At 67.8% G+C, this 13,824-nt stretch carries 21 protein-coding genes and 1 tRNA gene; 10 read left to right on the forward strand and 12 right to left on the reverse strand.

What is annotated here, in order from left to right; genetic code table 11:
* Positions 1 to 2: 2 nt before the first annotated feature.
* The 4 genes from LYSHEL_RS15580 to eptA all read left to right on the forward strand — a co-directional run bounded on the left by LYSHEL_RS15580 (position 3) and on the right by eptA (position 2,811).
* Complete coding sequence (locus LYSHEL_RS15580; protein WP_213434953.1) at positions 3 to 605, forward strand: cysteine dioxygenase family protein; 603 nt, start codon at positions 3 to 5, stop codon at positions 603 to 605.
* 4 nt (positions 606 to 609) lie between these two features.
* On the forward strand, positions 610 to 1,062 hold the full coding sequence (locus tag LYSHEL_RS15585; protein WP_213434954.1) for a DUF2214 family protein: 453 nt from the start codon (positions 610 to 612) through the stop codon (positions 1,060 to 1,062).
* Positions 1,063 to 1,112: 50 nt separating this feature from the next.
* Positions 1,113 to 1,199 (forward strand) — tRNA-Leu (locus LYSHEL_RS15590).
* 13 nt (positions 1,200 to 1,212) lie between these two features.
* Positions 1,213 to 2,811, forward strand: a complete 1,599-nt coding sequence (eptA, locus tag LYSHEL_RS15595) for a phosphoethanolamine--lipid A transferase EptA (RefSeq protein ID WP_213434955.1) — start codon at positions 1,213 to 1,215, stop codon at positions 2,809 to 2,811.
* Positions 2,812 to 2,823: 12 nt separating this feature from the next.
* Here eptA and LYSHEL_RS15600 read toward each other — a convergent pair whose 3' ends face one another.
* Positions 2,824 to 3,447 (reverse strand): phosphatase PAP2 family protein, encoded by a 624-nt coding sequence (locus tag LYSHEL_RS15600; protein ID WP_213434956.1) that lies wholly within the window; start codon positions 3,445 to 3,447, stop codon positions 2,824 to 2,826.
* Positions 3,448 to 3,607: 160 nt separating this feature from the next.
* Here LYSHEL_RS15600 and LYSHEL_RS15605 point away from each other — a divergent pair, with 160 nt between their 5' ends.
* Positions 3,608 to 3,820, forward strand: coding sequence for a GDCCVxC domain-containing (seleno)protein (locus LYSHEL_RS15605; RefSeq protein WP_213434957.1), 213 nt, complete (start codon positions 3,608 to 3,610; stop codon positions 3,818 to 3,820).
* A gap of 1 nt (position 3,821) precedes the next feature.
* Here the strand turns inward: LYSHEL_RS15605 and LYSHEL_RS15610 are convergent, their stop codons facing one another.
* Positions 3,822 to 4,310, reverse strand: a complete 489-nt coding sequence (locus tag LYSHEL_RS15610) for a GAF domain-containing protein (protein WP_213434958.1) — start codon at positions 4,308 to 4,310, stop codon at positions 3,822 to 3,824.
* A gap of 156 nt (positions 4,311 to 4,466) precedes the next feature.
* On the opposite strand from LYSHEL_RS15610, the gene LYSHEL_RS15615 reads away from it, so the two are divergent.
* Positions 4,467 to 4,730 carry a hypothetical protein gene (locus tag LYSHEL_RS15615; protein WP_213434959.1) on the forward strand — a complete coding sequence of 88 codons (264 nt, stop codon included), beginning with the start codon at positions 4,467 to 4,469 and terminating at the stop codon, positions 4,728 to 4,730.
* Positions 4,731 to 4,752: 22 nt separating this feature from the next.
* Positions 4,753 to 5,100 carry a GFA family protein gene (locus LYSHEL_RS15620; RefSeq protein ID WP_213434960.1) on the forward strand — a complete coding sequence of 116 codons (348 nt, stop codon included), beginning with the start codon at positions 4,753 to 4,755 and terminating at the stop codon, positions 5,098 to 5,100.
* Between the two features lie 4 nt (positions 5,101 to 5,104).
* On the opposite strand, the gene bamE is transcribed toward LYSHEL_RS15620, so the two are convergent.
* Complete coding sequence (gene bamE / locus LYSHEL_RS15625; RefSeq protein ID WP_213434961.1) at positions 5,105 to 5,443, reverse strand: outer membrane protein assembly factor BamE domain-containing protein; 339 nt, start codon at positions 5,441 to 5,443, stop codon at positions 5,105 to 5,107.
* A 41-nt stretch (positions 5,444 to 5,484) separates the two neighbouring features.
* The gene (locus tag LYSHEL_RS15630) at positions 5,485 to 7,164 is read right to left on the reverse strand and encodes an acyltransferase family protein (protein WP_213434962.1); all 1,680 of its coding nucleotides are present in this window, start codon (positions 7,162 to 7,164) and stop codon (positions 5,485 to 5,487) included.
* Positions 7,165 to 7,354: 190 nt separating this feature from the next.
* Here LYSHEL_RS15630 and LYSHEL_RS15635 point away from each other — a divergent pair, with 190 nt between their 5' ends.
* Genes LYSHEL_RS15635 through LYSHEL_RS15645 form a run of 3 tightly spaced genes read left to right on the forward strand, consistent with a single transcriptional unit; the run spans position 7,355 to position 8,490 of the window.
* Positions 7,355 to 7,744, forward strand: a complete 390-nt coding sequence (locus LYSHEL_RS15635) for a hypothetical protein (protein WP_213434963.1) — start codon at positions 7,355 to 7,357, stop codon at positions 7,742 to 7,744.
* A 45-nt stretch (positions 7,745 to 7,789) separates the two neighbouring features.
* A complete protein-coding gene (locus LYSHEL_RS15640) occupies positions 7,790 to 8,122 on the forward strand; it encodes a hypothetical protein (protein WP_213434964.1) in 333 nt (110 codons plus the stop codon).
* A gap of 26 nt (positions 8,123 to 8,148) precedes the next feature.
* Positions 8,149 to 8,490 carry a hypothetical protein gene (locus LYSHEL_RS15645; protein WP_213434965.1) on the forward strand — a complete coding sequence of 114 codons (342 nt, stop codon included), beginning with the start codon at positions 8,149 to 8,151 and terminating at the stop codon, positions 8,488 to 8,490.
* A 5-nt stretch (positions 8,491 to 8,495) separates the two neighbouring features.
* Here LYSHEL_RS15645 and LYSHEL_RS15650 read toward each other — a convergent pair whose 3' ends face one another.
* The 8 genes from LYSHEL_RS15650 to LYSHEL_RS15685 form a co-directional block, all read right to left on the reverse strand.
* Positions 8,496 to 9,011, reverse strand: coding sequence for a DUF4760 domain-containing protein (locus LYSHEL_RS15650; RefSeq protein WP_213434966.1), 516 nt, complete (start codon positions 9,009 to 9,011; stop codon positions 8,496 to 8,498).
* 4 nt (positions 9,012 to 9,015) lie between these two features.
* A complete protein-coding gene (locus LYSHEL_RS15655) occupies positions 9,016 to 9,402 on the reverse strand; it encodes a bleomycin resistance protein (protein ID WP_213434967.1) in 387 nt (128 codons plus the stop codon).
* 8 nt (positions 9,403 to 9,410) lie between these two features.
* A complete protein-coding gene (gene cfa, locus LYSHEL_RS15660; protein WP_213434968.1) occupies positions 9,411 to 10,571 on the reverse strand; it encodes a cyclopropane fatty acyl phospholipid synthase in 1,161 nt (386 codons plus the stop codon).
* Positions 10,572 to 10,596: 25 nt separating this feature from the next.
* On the reverse strand, positions 10,597 to 11,421 hold the full coding sequence (locus tag LYSHEL_RS15665; RefSeq protein WP_213434969.1) for a DUF3298 and DUF4163 domain-containing protein: 825 nt from the start codon (positions 11,419 to 11,421) through the stop codon (positions 10,597 to 10,599).
* A 167-nt stretch (positions 11,422 to 11,588) separates the two neighbouring features.
* Entirely contained in the window at positions 11,589 to 11,798 is a 210-nt protein-coding gene (locus LYSHEL_RS15670) for a cold-shock protein (protein ID WP_213434970.1), read from the reverse strand.
* A 240-nt stretch (positions 11,799 to 12,038) separates the two neighbouring features.
* Positions 12,039 to 12,755, reverse strand: a complete 717-nt coding sequence (locus LYSHEL_RS15675) for a pseudouridine synthase (protein WP_213434971.1) — start codon at positions 12,753 to 12,755, stop codon at positions 12,039 to 12,041.
* A 33-nt stretch (positions 12,756 to 12,788) separates the two neighbouring features.
* Positions 12,789 to 13,067 carry a GNAT family N-acetyltransferase gene (locus LYSHEL_RS15680; RefSeq protein WP_244858583.1) on the reverse strand — a complete coding sequence of 93 codons (279 nt, stop codon included), beginning with the start codon at positions 13,065 to 13,067 and terminating at the stop codon, positions 12,789 to 12,791.
* Positions 13,064 to 13,798 (reverse strand): histone H1-like repetitive region-containing protein, encoded by a 735-nt coding sequence (locus tag LYSHEL_RS15685; RefSeq protein ID WP_213434972.1) that lies wholly within the window; start codon positions 13,796 to 13,798, stop codon positions 13,064 to 13,066. The genes LYSHEL_RS15680 and LYSHEL_RS15685 overlap by 4 nt, the downstream gene beginning before the upstream one ends.
* Positions 13,799 to 13,824 lie beyond the last annotated feature (26 nt).

The following is a 13,824-nucleotide window of genomic DNA, read 5'->3' on the forward strand; positions in this document are numbered from 1 at the left end:
CCATGAACGCGTGTTCCGAGCTCGAGTTCCACAACGTCGATTTCCGTGGCCGCGACAAGCTGGTCGCCGCGATCGACGAGGCCGTCGTGGCCGGGGACGAACACGCCGTCACCTCCGCGCTGCGCAACGCGCTGTGCCGGATGATCAAGGACCGCGACGTGCAGCTGCCCGACTGCGTCCACGAGCCCATCGTCGACCACTATGCGCGCCGCGAGCTCTACCGCAGCCCGCAGCACGGCTACAGCGTCGTGGCGATGACGTGGGGCCCGGGACAGGGCACGCCGGTGCACGACCATTCCGGCTTGTGGTGCGTGGAAGGCGTGTGGGACGGCGAACTGGAAATCACGCAGTTCGAATTGCTCGAACGCGACGGCGAACGCTTCCACTTCCGCGCCGCCGGCGGCATGCACGCGGGCCCCGGCAGCGCCGGCAGCCTGATCCCGCCGCACGAGTACCACACCATCCGCAACACCAGCCCGGACCAGGTCGCCATCTCGCTGCACATCTACAAGGCGCCGATGGAGTGCTGCTCGAAGTTCGTACCTGCCAAGGGCGAATGGTTCGTGCGCGAAAACGCGACGCTCGCCACCGACGAAGCGGCCTGACCGCATGGCGACCGACCTCGCGCTGGCCGCCCTCCACCACCTCCTCGTTTTCGCCCTCACCGCGATGCTCGTGTCGCAGGCCGTGCTGTTGCGCGGCGAACTGCGCGCCGACACCGTGGGCCGCCTTGCGAAACTCGACGCCGGCTACGGCCTCGTCGCAGGCCTGCTGCTCGCCGTCGGCGTGTGCCGCGTGTTCTTCGGCCTCAAGGGCCCGGACTTCTACCTGCACAACCCCTGGTTCCATGCCAAGGTCGGCACCTTCGTGCTGGTCGGGTTGTTGTCGATCCTGCCGACCGTGCGCTACGCGCGCTGGCGGAAGGCGCAGAAGACGCAGCCCGGGTTCGTCCCCGATGCGGCCGCGCTGGCCGGCACGCGGACGATCCTGCGGATCGAACTGGCGGGCCTGGCCGTGATCTTCGTGCTGGCCGCCGCGATGGCGCGGTACGGCGGATTCTGAAAGCGCGCGGGTTCTGAAGCGCGCAGAGCCCGGCTATACTGCGCGCCCGCGCCGGAATGGCGGAATCGGTAGACGCAGCGGACTCAAAATCCGCCGCCCTTAAAAGCGTGTGGGTTCGAGTCCCACTTCCGGCACCACCAGGGCCTCTGCATGACGCCCCGGAACTTCAGCTTCCATTGCTCGCATCCGACGTTCGTCGCAGCCTTCACCGCGGCGAACCTGGTCCTCTTCGGCTGGCCGCTGTATACCTTCGCCCTGTCCACCCTCGATCCCCGCAGCGCGTCCGGCCTGGCGTGCCTGCTGGTGCTGACCGTCGTGCAAGCCGTGCTGATGGTGATGACGCTCGCGGCGGTATCGCTGTTGTCGCTGCGGACGATGAAAGCGCTGTGCATCGTGCTGCTCGTCGGCAACAGCCTCGCGCTGTACTTCATCGACACGTACCACGTGCTCCTCGACAAATCGATGATGGGCAATGTCTTCGCGACCGACCGCGCGCAGACGTTCGAACTCTTCCATCCGAAACTCCTCGTGTACGTGCTCCTGCTGGGCGTGCTGCCCGCGTGGATCGTGGCGAAGACCGTCATCCTCGACGCACGCCGGCGCGCGCGCCTGCGCGTGCTGGTGATCGCGGGCGTGCTCGGATGCGTCGTGGTGTATGCGGGATCGTCCACTTGGTTGTGGTTCGACAAACACGCCAGGTCCCTGGGCGGGTTGATGCTGCCGTGGAGCTATCTCGCGAACACCGTCCGCCTGTTCGACGACCGAGCTGCGTCCCAGCGTGCGCAGGCGCCGCTGCCGGCCCTGCATTTCCTGGCCGACGCGCATCCGGACCGCAAGACCATCGTCGTGCTGGTGATCGGTGAATCGGCGCGCGCAAGCAACTTCTCGCTCTACGGATACAAGCGAAACACCAATCCCGAACTTGCCAAGGCAGGCGTGATCGCGCTTCCCGATGCGCACGCCTGCGCCACGTACACGACCGCGGCGATCCGCTGCATGTTGTCGTCCATCGGCAGCGATGCGCCGGCGCGCGTCAGCCAGGAAACCTTGCCGAACTACCTGCAGCGCCACGGCGTGCAGGTGATCTGGCGGACCAACAACTGGGGCGAGCCGCCCTTGCATGTCCAGTTGTTCCAGCGCGCCGACGACATCCGCAAGACCTGCACGGGCATCGGGTGCGATGCACTCGGCCACGACGACGTACTGCTGTATCAACTGCGGGACATGCTGGCGCGCTCCGCGTCCCGGCGCATCTTAGTCGTGCTGCACCTGGCAGGCAGCCACGGCCCGACCTATACCAAGCGCGTGCCGCCCGCCTTCGCGCGTTTCCAGCCGGCGTGCGAATCCGTGGACCTGGGCGCGTGCAGCCAGGCCGCACTCGTCAACGCGTACGACAACACGATCCTCTACACGGACCATGTGCTGGCCGAAACGATCCACGTCCTGCAGGCGGTGCCCCAGAGCGATTCCACGATGCTCTACCTCTCCGACCACGGAGAGTCGCTGGGCGAGCATGGTTTCTATCTCCACGGCGCACCCAATGCGATCGCACCGGATGTCCAGCGCGTCGTGCCGTTCCTCGTGTGGATGTCGCCGGGCTTCAGCGCATCGCGACACGTTTCCGCCGGGGACCTGCGCGCGAAGCCACCGTTCGGCGACGACAACGTTTTCCACAGCGTCGTCGGCGCCTTCGGCGGGCGCAGCGCGGTCTATAAGCCGGAGCGCGATGTCTTCAATCGCGCAAATTGAATCCCCGCGGCGTCAGAACTCCTTCTGATACCCGACCATCATCCCGCCGCCCGGCAGGTAGCCCAGGATGAGCGGCGTCTTGCGGTGGTGCGCGTAGATGCCCCACGCCACGCCGATGCCCGCGCCCACGAGCACGTCGCTCTGCCAATGCCCGTGGACCTTGACGCGCGCGACGGCGTCGTAGACCGGAAGCACGGCGAGTGCGTATACCCAGGGATGGTCATGGCCGTACTCGAGCATGAAGGGCGTGACCACCGAGGTGATTTCGGCGACTTCGCCGCTGGGAAAACTCTGGTGCCCCGCCCCGTCGAAGAAATCGCACGAATCGGCGTTCTGGCTGGGGCGCTCGCGCGAGAACACGTACTTCATCGCCGTGGTCGTGCCGGCCGTCAGGATCATGGAATCGAACGCCTGGTCGAACGTATGACCCATCCGCGAATCGTTGTCGGTGAACAGCGCGCCGCCGATCACGGTGAGCGCGACGCCTGCCGCGAGTTGCTTCTGGTAGTCGCGGTTCCAGATCCCCGAGTCGTCGTAGGTCACGACATGGTCGATGGGCTTGAACGGGCAGAAGGCCAGCGCCGGGACCGGCGCGAACAGCAGGAGCGCAAAGCAAGCGTGGCTGCAGGGGCGCATGGCCGACCTCCCGGTTGGAGGTGTCCAGTGTTGCGACGCGCCGTGTTCATCCGCCCTGAGGTGGACCTCAGCCGGTCGTTAAGTCGGCCAAGGCGTCGCGCTTGGCAAACGCGCGGCCGCGTGCTGTATTCCGGGACGGCTCGACCTCGAAGCTCCGCGAATGCCCGACGTCATCCTCCAATCCTGCATCACCTGCCCCGAATGCGGCCACTCGCAGACGGACACGATGCCGACCAACGCGTGCCAGTGGTTCTACGACTGCGCCGGGTGCGGCAAGGTCCTGGCACCGCGCTCGGGCGACTGCTGCGTGTATTGCTCCTACGGCACGGTGCCATGCCCGCCGATGCAGCAGGACCGCAGCTGCTGCAGGTAACTCAGTCCAGCGACACCGACGGCTGTTCGGCGAGGAAACACGGCGCCAGGCTCTCGGCGATCGCGCGCAAGGCGAGCAACTCCGTTTCCGTCGCGTGGTGGTACGTCGACCAGTACACGCCGATCGCGCCGATGGCTTCGCCGTTCCGCTCGACCGGCGTCATCGCCATGCTGCGCACGAAGGTTGCCATGTACAGCTGCAGCGGCACGCGCGGATCGGTGCGGATGTCGGGGATGACGACCTGCTGCCGATGCGTCATCGCCCAGCCGGACACGCAGTCGCCCAGCGGGAAGTCCTGGCCTTTCCACAACGCGCCGATCGCGTCTTCCTCGAAGTAGCAGCAGCGGTTGTCGCGCCGCATCACGATGGTCACGCCGTCGGCGCCGATCAACGTGCGCGTGGTGCCGGCCGCCTTGGCGGCGGCCTCTTCGAGGCTGGCGCAATCGGCCAGCGCGCGGGACAGGGCCAGGACGGAAGGCGCGTCACCCATGTTCGAATTCCCCTGGGAGATTGGACGGGAGGCTATCCGAATTCTCCGATTCCTTCGATGCACGAAGTCGTGAAAGACCGGCGCGCGCGCGTGAAGATCCAGCGTTTGCGCCCACCTCCGATTTACCGCACCCTTTGTCCGAATTGAGAGGCGCGCATGTTCGTCAAACGGTTCCGCACGTGGTGGCGCGCACCGGTCACGCTTCGGGACCGATGGATTGGCGCCTTCGTCGGAGGCTTTGGCGGGCTCTGGATCGGGCTGCTCGGTCGGGGCATGCTCGGCGCAGGGCCCGTGGGCATCCGTGAATTGCTGCTCTGGGGCCTGGGCGCAAGTGCTTGCTTTGCTGCCGCGGGATACGCGTTTCCCAAACCGGTCACGGTCCTCCTCTTTCCTCTGTCGATGTTCGGCATCAGTCGTTGACGCACCACCAAGGAGTTTCGCCATGCAGTACACCGGAAGCTGCCAATGCGGCCAGGTCGCCTTCGATGCGGAGGGCGAGATCGAAAGCGCGCTGTCCTGCAACTGCTCGATGTGCGCGCGCCGTGCGTCCCTGCTGTGGTTCGTGCCGCGCGACAAGCTGGTGCTGCGCACGCCCGAAGCGGCGATCGCCACCTACACGTTCAACAAGCACCACATCCAGCACCGCTTCTGCCCCACCTGCGGCATCCACGTCTTCGGTGAAGCGGCGGATCCGCAAGGCAACCAGGTGGCCGCGGTGAATTTGCGATGCATCGAGGGCCTCGACCTGTCCGCGATCCCGGTGCATGCGTACGACGGGCGGGCGTTGTAGCGGATCAGTCGCGCCGGATCGTGGCCGCGTCGACGTGATCGTTGGCGTCGAAGTGCACGACGAGCCACTCGCTGTCGATCGAAACATAACCGCGCTCCGGCCCCAGCCAGTACGCGTCGCCCTGCCCCCGGAAATATCCGCCGGTCGACGGCGGGCCGAGCATCGCGCGCACCTCGCTTCGCGACTTCCCTTGCAACGCGTGCGACGCGACGAGACCATCGGCCATGCGCAGGCGGACCGTTGCTCCGGCGCTGTCGCCCGTCGACCAGGCGGCGTGGTCGAAGGCGGTCGCCCTCTCGCGTAGATGCCACCAGGCACCAACCGCGAGCAGCGCGATCGCCACCAGCCCGCAGGACACGACACGCGCGTTGCGCCAGCGAAGTCTCATCGCAAGAACCCCTCCGCCGCCGCGCGGCTCACATGGTGCGTGTCCCAGTACAGCGGCTGCCCGTCCCGCACCGGCGGACACGTCGTCGCGGTGCAGAAGCGCTCCGTCAGATCGACGACCTCGACGTTCGGATACGGCGCGGCCGCTTGCCGCATCGCCGCGAGGATCGGCTGCGCGAATGCATCGAACTCCGCACGCGGCACCGCGCACGCGGCTTCGATGTGCTGCGCGATGCACGTGGGGACGTCCTTGCGCATCTGCGGAGTCGGGCCGAGCACGCGCACGCGATGGCCTTGCAATCGCGCGAGCGTGGGCGCGAGCGCCATGCCCGGCTGCCAGCGCGCGGCCAGGATCACTGTGGCGCCCTTCGGCAACGCCGCCAGCACGCGTGCGTTGAACGCGCGGCACTTCGCATCGGGATGGTCGAGCAGCGGCGCGCACGCGTCGCGCGTGGCGGACGAAGCCTCGGGGAACGCGGGCGTCCACGCATACGCCATCGAATCGCCCCACACGACGGCCTCCGTCAGCGCGCATTTCGGCACGGGCGCTTCCAACCCCTGTACGTGGCAGCGGCGGTCGGGTGCGACGAAGCGCTGGTCGGGCCGCACGGTCCAGGCGTAACCGCACGCGGTGAGCGCCAGTGCGAACGACACCGCGGCGCCGATGCCCACCGTGCGCCCCTTCGGCCAACGCATCCGACGGACGGGCTGTTCGACGTAGCGATAGCTGGCGATGGCGAGCAGCAACGCGACGCCGCACAGCAGCAGCTTCACCTGCATCGTCTGCGTGATCGTCGTGGCGCGATACAACGCGAGCAGCGGCCAGTGCCACAGGTACAGGCTGTACGACACGAGCCCGACCCCCACCATCGGCTGGCTTGCGAGGACGCGCTGCGTCGCGCCGCCATGCAGCGCAGCGATCAGCAATGCGGCACCGAACACCGCGGGCACGGCGCCCACGCCGGGGAAATGCGGCATCGGCCATGCGCACGCCGCCAGCGTGACGATCACGCCGGCGGTGGCACTCCATCGTGGCAACGCGCGCGCGGGCGACGCGGCGATGATCCCGCCCACCGCCAGTTCCCAGAACCGTGCCGGCGTTTCGTAAAAGGCCGCATCCGACCCTTGCGCGATCCATCCTTCCGCGAGCGCCAGCGATGCCAGCGCCAGCACGACGAACACCTTGCGCGAGCGCGTGAACAACAGCAGCGTCGGCCACAGCAGGTAGAACTGCTCCTCGACCGACAACGACCACAGGTGCAGCAGCGGCAGCGATTCGGCGGGCGCGTCGAAGTAACCGCCGGAATTGACGTGGAAGTACACGTTCGACACGAACACCAGCGCGGCGCCCGCGGACGTCGCGACCTCCGCCACCTGCGCGGGCGACAGCAGCACGGCCGACGCCAGCAACGTGGCGATGACAACCACCGCCGCGGCGGGAAAGATGCGCCGCACGCGCCGCGCGTAGAACGCGAGCAGGTCGATCGTGCCGGTGTTCGCGTGTTCCTGCAGCAGCAACGCGGTGATGAGGTAGCCGGAGATCACGAAGAACACATCGACGCCCACGAACCCCGCGCCGCCCAGGCCCGCGTGGTACAGCACGACCGCGAGCACCGCGATCGCGCGCAGTCCATCGATTTCCGGCCGATAGCGGATGAGCCGCCCTGCGTGCGTCACGTCGTTGCCATTCCCCGTCCCCTGCGCGCAAGCGTAACCCGAAGTGCAAGCCTGAACTGCTCAGCTTGCAAGCGCGGATTCCGTCCCGCTTCCGGACATGCACTTTCGCTTCATGCCCTTCGGCCTATTCCTGTCGGCACGCGATTGCCTGACGGTGACGCCCATGCACCATCCGACTCGATCCAACGCCATGGACAGGCCCATCCTGGTGGCGCTCGCCGCCTTTCTGTTCTCCCTTGGTGGCGCGCACGCCGGCACCGGCAGCCTCACGGTCAGCGTCCGCGTGCTCGCGCCCCAACCCGCCTTCGATGTACTCGATTCGTTCCCGGCGCCGAGCGGTTCGCTGCGCCTGACGCGTTCGCCCCTGGCCGACAGCTACTACGTCCCGATGTCGCGCGCCGACGCCGCACGCGCACTGGATGCGGCCATGCGCGCACGCGGGTTCGAACTCGCGAACGCCCGCGGCGAGGATCACCGGACCTGGCAGGACGCGCGCAGCCGGATCGACGTGCGGCTCGAGCCGGTCCTCGGCCGCCAACCCGCCACGCGCATGATCGTGCAGGCCGACCCGCGCACCTGACGCGCCTTCCTTGATCTGCGGCGCGGATGCGGGCACCTTGCGCGCATGCGCGATCGCCTCTGGCCCGATTTCCTCCTCAGTGCCTCCGTCCTGCCGATGGTGGCGCTCGCCAGTTTCGGCACGTGGTTCCTGTTCGTCGCCAACGAGGCGCAGCGCGCGGGCTGGGGCGGCGCCGGCGCGATGTTCGTCGCGGCGATGGCGCTGTATCCGCTCGCGCTGGTGCTGCAGGTCGGCGCGGTGGTGCTGCTGTTCAAGCAGGCCAGGCGCGGCGACCCCGAACCCGGCGGCACCACGCGCGCGCTGATCGGCGCGGCGTTCCTCTCGCTCGCGTTGCCCGTGCTCGTGTTCCTCGCGTACGCGCTGCGCGGTGCGCACTGATTCGATTCCCTTCGGAGTACCCGCGAATGTTGGCATTCCTGCTCGGGCTGGTGGTCGTCGCGTGCGTCACGGTCGTGCCCGTGATGGTGGGCGCACGCCTGGTGCACGCGACGCACACGGGCTTCTGGCGCTGCGTGCTGGCCGTGCTGCTGCTGGTGGTGGTGGGCGCGGGCGTCAGCATGTTCGTCCACGACAAGATCGCGTCCGGCCTGGTCACGGCGCTGATCGGCGCGTTCTTCCTCGCCGGCATCCTCGGCACCACGTACCTGCGCGGGTTGGCCATCTCGATCATCGCGGCGGTGGTGCAGATCGTCGTGCTGGTGCTGCTGGCCGGTGCGCTGCTGGGCGGCGCTGCGTTGCTGCACTGAGCGCGTCAGCGCTTCGGCGTCCAGTCGCGATGCTTGAGGAAGGCCGGCGCCTGCGTCGGCCGGCCGCGCGCTTCCAGGCGTTCGGCCAGCCACTGGAACCATTCGAACAACAGCGGATGCCCGCCTTCGATGCGGCCGGCTTCCACCCACGGCCGCAACTTGCGCCACAGGATCACGATCGCGCCGCCGATCAGTTCCTCCAGCACTTCGAGCGGCACGCTGTCGCGATACACCAGCAAGCCCATCGTCTCGAAGCGCGTGCCCAGCGCGAGCGCGGCTTCTTCGTGGTCGACGCCGAGCGCGCGCAATTCGTTGGCCGGGATGTCGTCGGGCAATGCGTAGATCAGGCGGAAGGCATGCGTGAACTCGCGATCCTGCAACGAGCGCATGAGTTCCAGCGCCGCGGCATCCAGCCGCTGCCGGCGGAACTGGCGGATCTGCACGATCCCGAACACCAGCGCGACGACCACCGCCACGCCGCCGAGCACCTGCGCCAGTTGCGAGAGCGCGGCGAGGTCCATGGGCTCAGGACCGCTTGATCGCGTGGCCGAAGGCGATCAGGTCGCCATCGGGGCCGAGCACCAGCAGTTCGCGCTGGCCGTAGGGCTTGTCGGCCGGGCCGTGCACGTCGCGCGGCGGCAACGTGTCGAGCGCCGGCTTGAGCTCGGCGTAGAGCGCATCGACATCGCGCACGTCGAAGTAGTAGCGGAAGCGCCGCGTGCCCGGCACGTATTCGTTGCCGGCGCTCGCTTCCCAGATGCGCACGCCGCAGCCCTCGCGTTCGACATACGCGTAGTCCGACACGCGAAACGGGACGTGGAAGCCGAGCACGTCGACGAAGAACGCCACCGCGACCTCGAGGTCGGCCACGTGCATGAAGGGTGTGACTTGCAGGAAATTGTCGTCGGCCATGGCTGGATTCAACGCGGCGCGATGTAACCGCCGGCCACGCCATTCGGCGACAGCACCAGCTGCCACAACTGGATCCGCCGCGCGCGGAAGCTCGCCATCGCGCCGGCCAGGTAGAAGCGCCACATCCGGCGGAAGCGTTCGTCGTAGCGCTCGGGCAAGTCGGGCCAGTGGGCTTCCACGTTCGCGCGCCAGGCCTGCAGCGTGCGGTCGTAGTCGGTGCCGAAGTTGTGCCAGTCCTCGATCACGAAGCGGCCTTCCAGCGCGGTCGTGAGCTGCTTCGGCGAAGGCAGCATCGAGTTGGGGAAGATGTAGCGCGCGATCCACGGGTCGGTGATCGCGGTGGAGAGGTTGCCGCCGATCGTGTGCAGCAGGAACAACCCGCCGTCGGGCGCGTCCTCGGAGAAGCACCGCCGCGCCACGTCGAAGTACGTGGCGTAGTTGCGCACGCCTACGTGTTCGAACATGCCCAGCGAGAAGATGCGATCGAAGCCGCCGCCGGTGTTGGCGCGCACGAGTTCGCGGTAGTCCTGCAGGCGGATGTCGATCGGCAGGCCGGCGCACAGGTCGCGCGCGTATTCGGCCTGTTCGCGCGAGACGGTGACGCCCACGCCCGCGATGCCGTAGCGCTCGGCGGCGAACTTCAGCGCCTCGCCCCACCCGCAGCCGATGTCGAGCACGCGCATGCCGGGGCGCAGGCCGAGCTTGCGGCAGACCAGGTCGAGCTTGGCCGCCTGCGCATCGTCGAGGTTGTCGGCTTCGCGCCAGTAGCCGCAGCTGTAGACCAGGCGTTGCCCGAGCATCGCGCGGTAAAGATCGTTGCCGAGGTCGTAGTGGCGTTCGCCGACTTCGAACGCGCGGTGTTCGGTCTGCAGGTTCGACACGCGTGCGCGCAACGCGTCCCACACCTCGCCGAGGCCGTGCACCTTGCGGTCGGCGCCGTGGCCGAGCAGGCGCAGCAGCATGCCATCGAGGTCGTCGACGTCCCACCACCCGTCCATGTACGACTCGCCCAGGCCCAGCGAACCCTGCGCCAGGATGCGGTTGTAGAAATGTTCGTCGTGGACGCGTGGATCCCAGGGCGCACGGCCGCCGGTGCGGTCGCCTTCGGGGCGGACGTCGGCGTCGTGCAGCAATTGCAGGATGCGTTGCCGGAACGGATGCACCGACATCGAAGGCTCCTGGGACGGCCGCGGCTCAGCCGCCGCGGAACAGGCTCCGGTACGCCGGCGCGATGTGCGGCAGCAGGGCGTCGGCCGGCACGTCGACCGTCTGCTTGCCGTCCGCGTACGGCCCCACCTGGTAGGGCGGGAACACGAACCGCAATGCTGCGATGCGACCGTCGCTGCCCATGACCGGTTCGAACTGCGAGAACGATTCGGCGGTGGGCGCGGTGCCTTCGTCGATCATCTGGCCCGCGTTCTTGATCATGTCCGCGCGTTCGGCGGCGGGCACGTCGTCGGCGTCGATGCGCTGCGACAACGCGGTGTGCAGTTGTTCGCGCACGAAGTCGGAGATGGCCTGCCAGCCCGAGGCCTGCGGCACCAGCGCGTCGGCGGTGAGCATCGCGTTGCGTTGCGGCAGCCACACGAAGCGCGCGATCAGCGGCATCGCATGCGCGCCGCCGGTGTAGAGGTACCCGTCGGCGCCGACGGCGACGATCGCCGGCGTCTTCGCCAGCGTGGTGTACGACACGCTCAACTCGTACGGCGCGGTGGGCGTGTCGTTGCCGAGGCCGCCCACTGCGTCCATCAGGTCCTTGCGCGAGTCTTCGGCGTATCGCTTCAGCGCGGCGGCCAGGCCCGGGTACTGCGCGGCTTCGGGCGGATAGCTGATGCCGATGACATAGCGCGGCGTCGTCTCGACGACGTCGGCCAGGCCCGTCGTGCTCGCGGTGGACGCAGGCTGCGCGGACGTGGCGGCGCCGGCGGGCTTGCCGGGTTGCGGCGCGGGCGCCTGGCGCTGGCACGCGGACACCGCCAGCAGGGCCGGCAGGAGAAGCAGGGAAACACGGCGCGTCATGAGGCAATCCATTGGCTCGGGATGCGCGCAAATTATCCGCCGGCTTGTGAGGCCTGAATAGACATCCGCGCCATCGCAACGATGCGGGTAAAAAAAAACCCCGCCGAGGCGGGGTTTCTTTCGTCGGCCGGCGCATTGCTGCGCCGGTCGAAACGTGGTGACAGACCTTAGATGGCCTGCACTTCGTCGGCCTGCAGGCCCTTCTGGCCCTGCACGACCTTGAACGACACGCGCTGGCCTTCCTGCAGGGACTTGAAGCCCGTGCCCTGGATGGAGCGGAAGTGCACGAAGAGGTCCGGGCCGGATTCCGGCGTGATGAAGCCGAAGCCCTTGGCGTCGTTGAACCACTTGACGGTACCCGTCTGACGATCGGACATGGAATTACTCCTTGGAAAACAGATTGATTGATGCACGGAATGCAGACACTGCAAATCCGCGACTGTCTAGCAAGGGGTAACGCGAACGATGTAGCGGACCGCTGGCTCAACGCCTTGATCTACCGCATCGGGCCACGATGTACCGTGATCCCGCTTGGAACAGTGGGCGCACCTTACCCTACTTTGCCCGGGAAGTGTGAATACGCGGCGGCATCCCGTGCGAGGGTCGCCGAGGGGGTCTCACCACTCCGAACGGTGCGGCAGCAGGCCCCGCAGCTCCAGGTCGGTCAGGTTCCGCCACTGCCCGACCTTCAAGCGGCCGAGGGAAACGGTGCCGATCCTCACGCGCACCAGCGTCTTCACGCGGTGCCCGAAGTGCGCGGCCATCAGGCGGATCTGCCGGTTGAGGCCCTGCACCAGGATGATCCGGAAGCCCACGCGGCCGAGCTTGTGCGTCTTGCACGGCAGCGTCGTCTCCCCGTGCAGCGGCACGCCGCGGGCCATGCCCCGGAGGAACTCGTCGGTGACCGGGTGGTTGATGGCCACCAGGTATTCCTTCTCCAGCTTGTTCTCGGCGCGCAGGATCTCGTTGACGATGTCGCCGTTGCTGGTCAGCAGGATCAGCCCCTCCGAGTCCTTGTCCAGGCGGCCGATCGGGAAGATCCGCTCCTGGTGCCCGATGAACTCGATGATGTTGTCCTTCACCCCTTCCTCGGTGGTGCAGGTGATCCCGGCCGGCTTGTTGAGCGCGATGTAGACGTGGCGGCGCTTGCCGGGGGCCGTTGCCACGCGCGGCTTGAGCGGCTGGTCGTCCAGCAGCACGGTGTCGCCCTCGCCCACTTCCGCGCCGATGCGGGCGCGGATGCCGTTGACCTGCACGCGGCCCTCGGCGATCAGGCGGTCGGCTTCGCGGCGCGAGCAGGCGCCGGTGTCGCTGATGTACTTGTTGAGGCGCATGCCGGGCCGGTGGGGATCAGGGGGCCGCGCATTCTACGCGCGCAGGTCCTCGTACTCCGGGTGTTTCCCGAGCCAGGCCTGCGAATACGCACAGGCGGTCCGGACTTTCAGCCCCTGCGCCCGCGCGTGGTCGAAGGCGGCCTGCACCAGCGCCGCGGCGATGCCCCGGCCTTCGATGGCCGGGGGCACGCCGGTGTGGAGGATCGTGAGGACGCCGCCTTCGATGCGGTAGTCCAGCTCCGCCTCCTGTCCATCGACACGGGCCGTGAATTGCGTTTCGCCCGCGTCGTGCCGGATCGCCAGGTCCTTCACGAACGGCTGTCCCGCTTGCCCTGCGCGTGCCGATCGATGGTGCTCACGCTGCCGTGGTTGGCCTGCAGGCGCGCCTCGCCTTCATGCAGCGCGTTGGCCTGCGCGCGCGCTTCCTCGGACTGGAAGCCCGATGCCGGGACGTGCGGTTCGTGGCCGATGTCCTGCCACGGCGGGGTTTCGCGCGCCTTCGCCTGCTTGGCTTCCAGCAAGGCGCGCGTGTTCTCGAGCGCCTGTTCGGGCGTGATGGAGGCCGGGCCCTTCGGTGCGGACTTGCGCGGTGCGCGTTTCTTCGCGACGGCGGGCGCGGAAGCGATCGTTTTCGCAGCGGCTTTCTTCGGCGCAGCTTGTTGCGTCACGACTTTCTTCGCGACTTTCTTCGCTGCCGGTTTCCTGGCGACGGCTTTCTTCGCGACGGCTTTCTTCGAGACGACCTTCTTCGCTGCGGACTTCTTCGCGGCGACTTTCTTCAGCGCGCGCTTCTTCGGTGCAGCCTTCTTCGCGACGGTGCGCTTGGAGGCGGCCTTGCGGGCGCCGGCCTGCTTCGTGGCGACCTTCTTTGCGACGCGCTTCTTCGCGACCTTCTTCGAAGCGGCCTTCTTCGCGGTGGCGCCGCGCTTCGCAGCGACCTTCTTCACCGCCTTCCTGGCGGAGGTCTTCTTCGTCGCCTTTTTCGCGGCTTTCGCGGCTTTCTTCGCCGCCGTCTTCTTCGATGCCTTCTTCGCGGTCGCCATCGCTACTCCTCGACACTCGGCCAGGT

The organism is Lysobacter helvus, from assembly GCF_018406645.1.
Lineage (GTDB): Bacteria > Pseudomonadota > Gammaproteobacteria > Xanthomonadales > Xanthomonadaceae > Noviluteimonas > Noviluteimonas caseinilytica.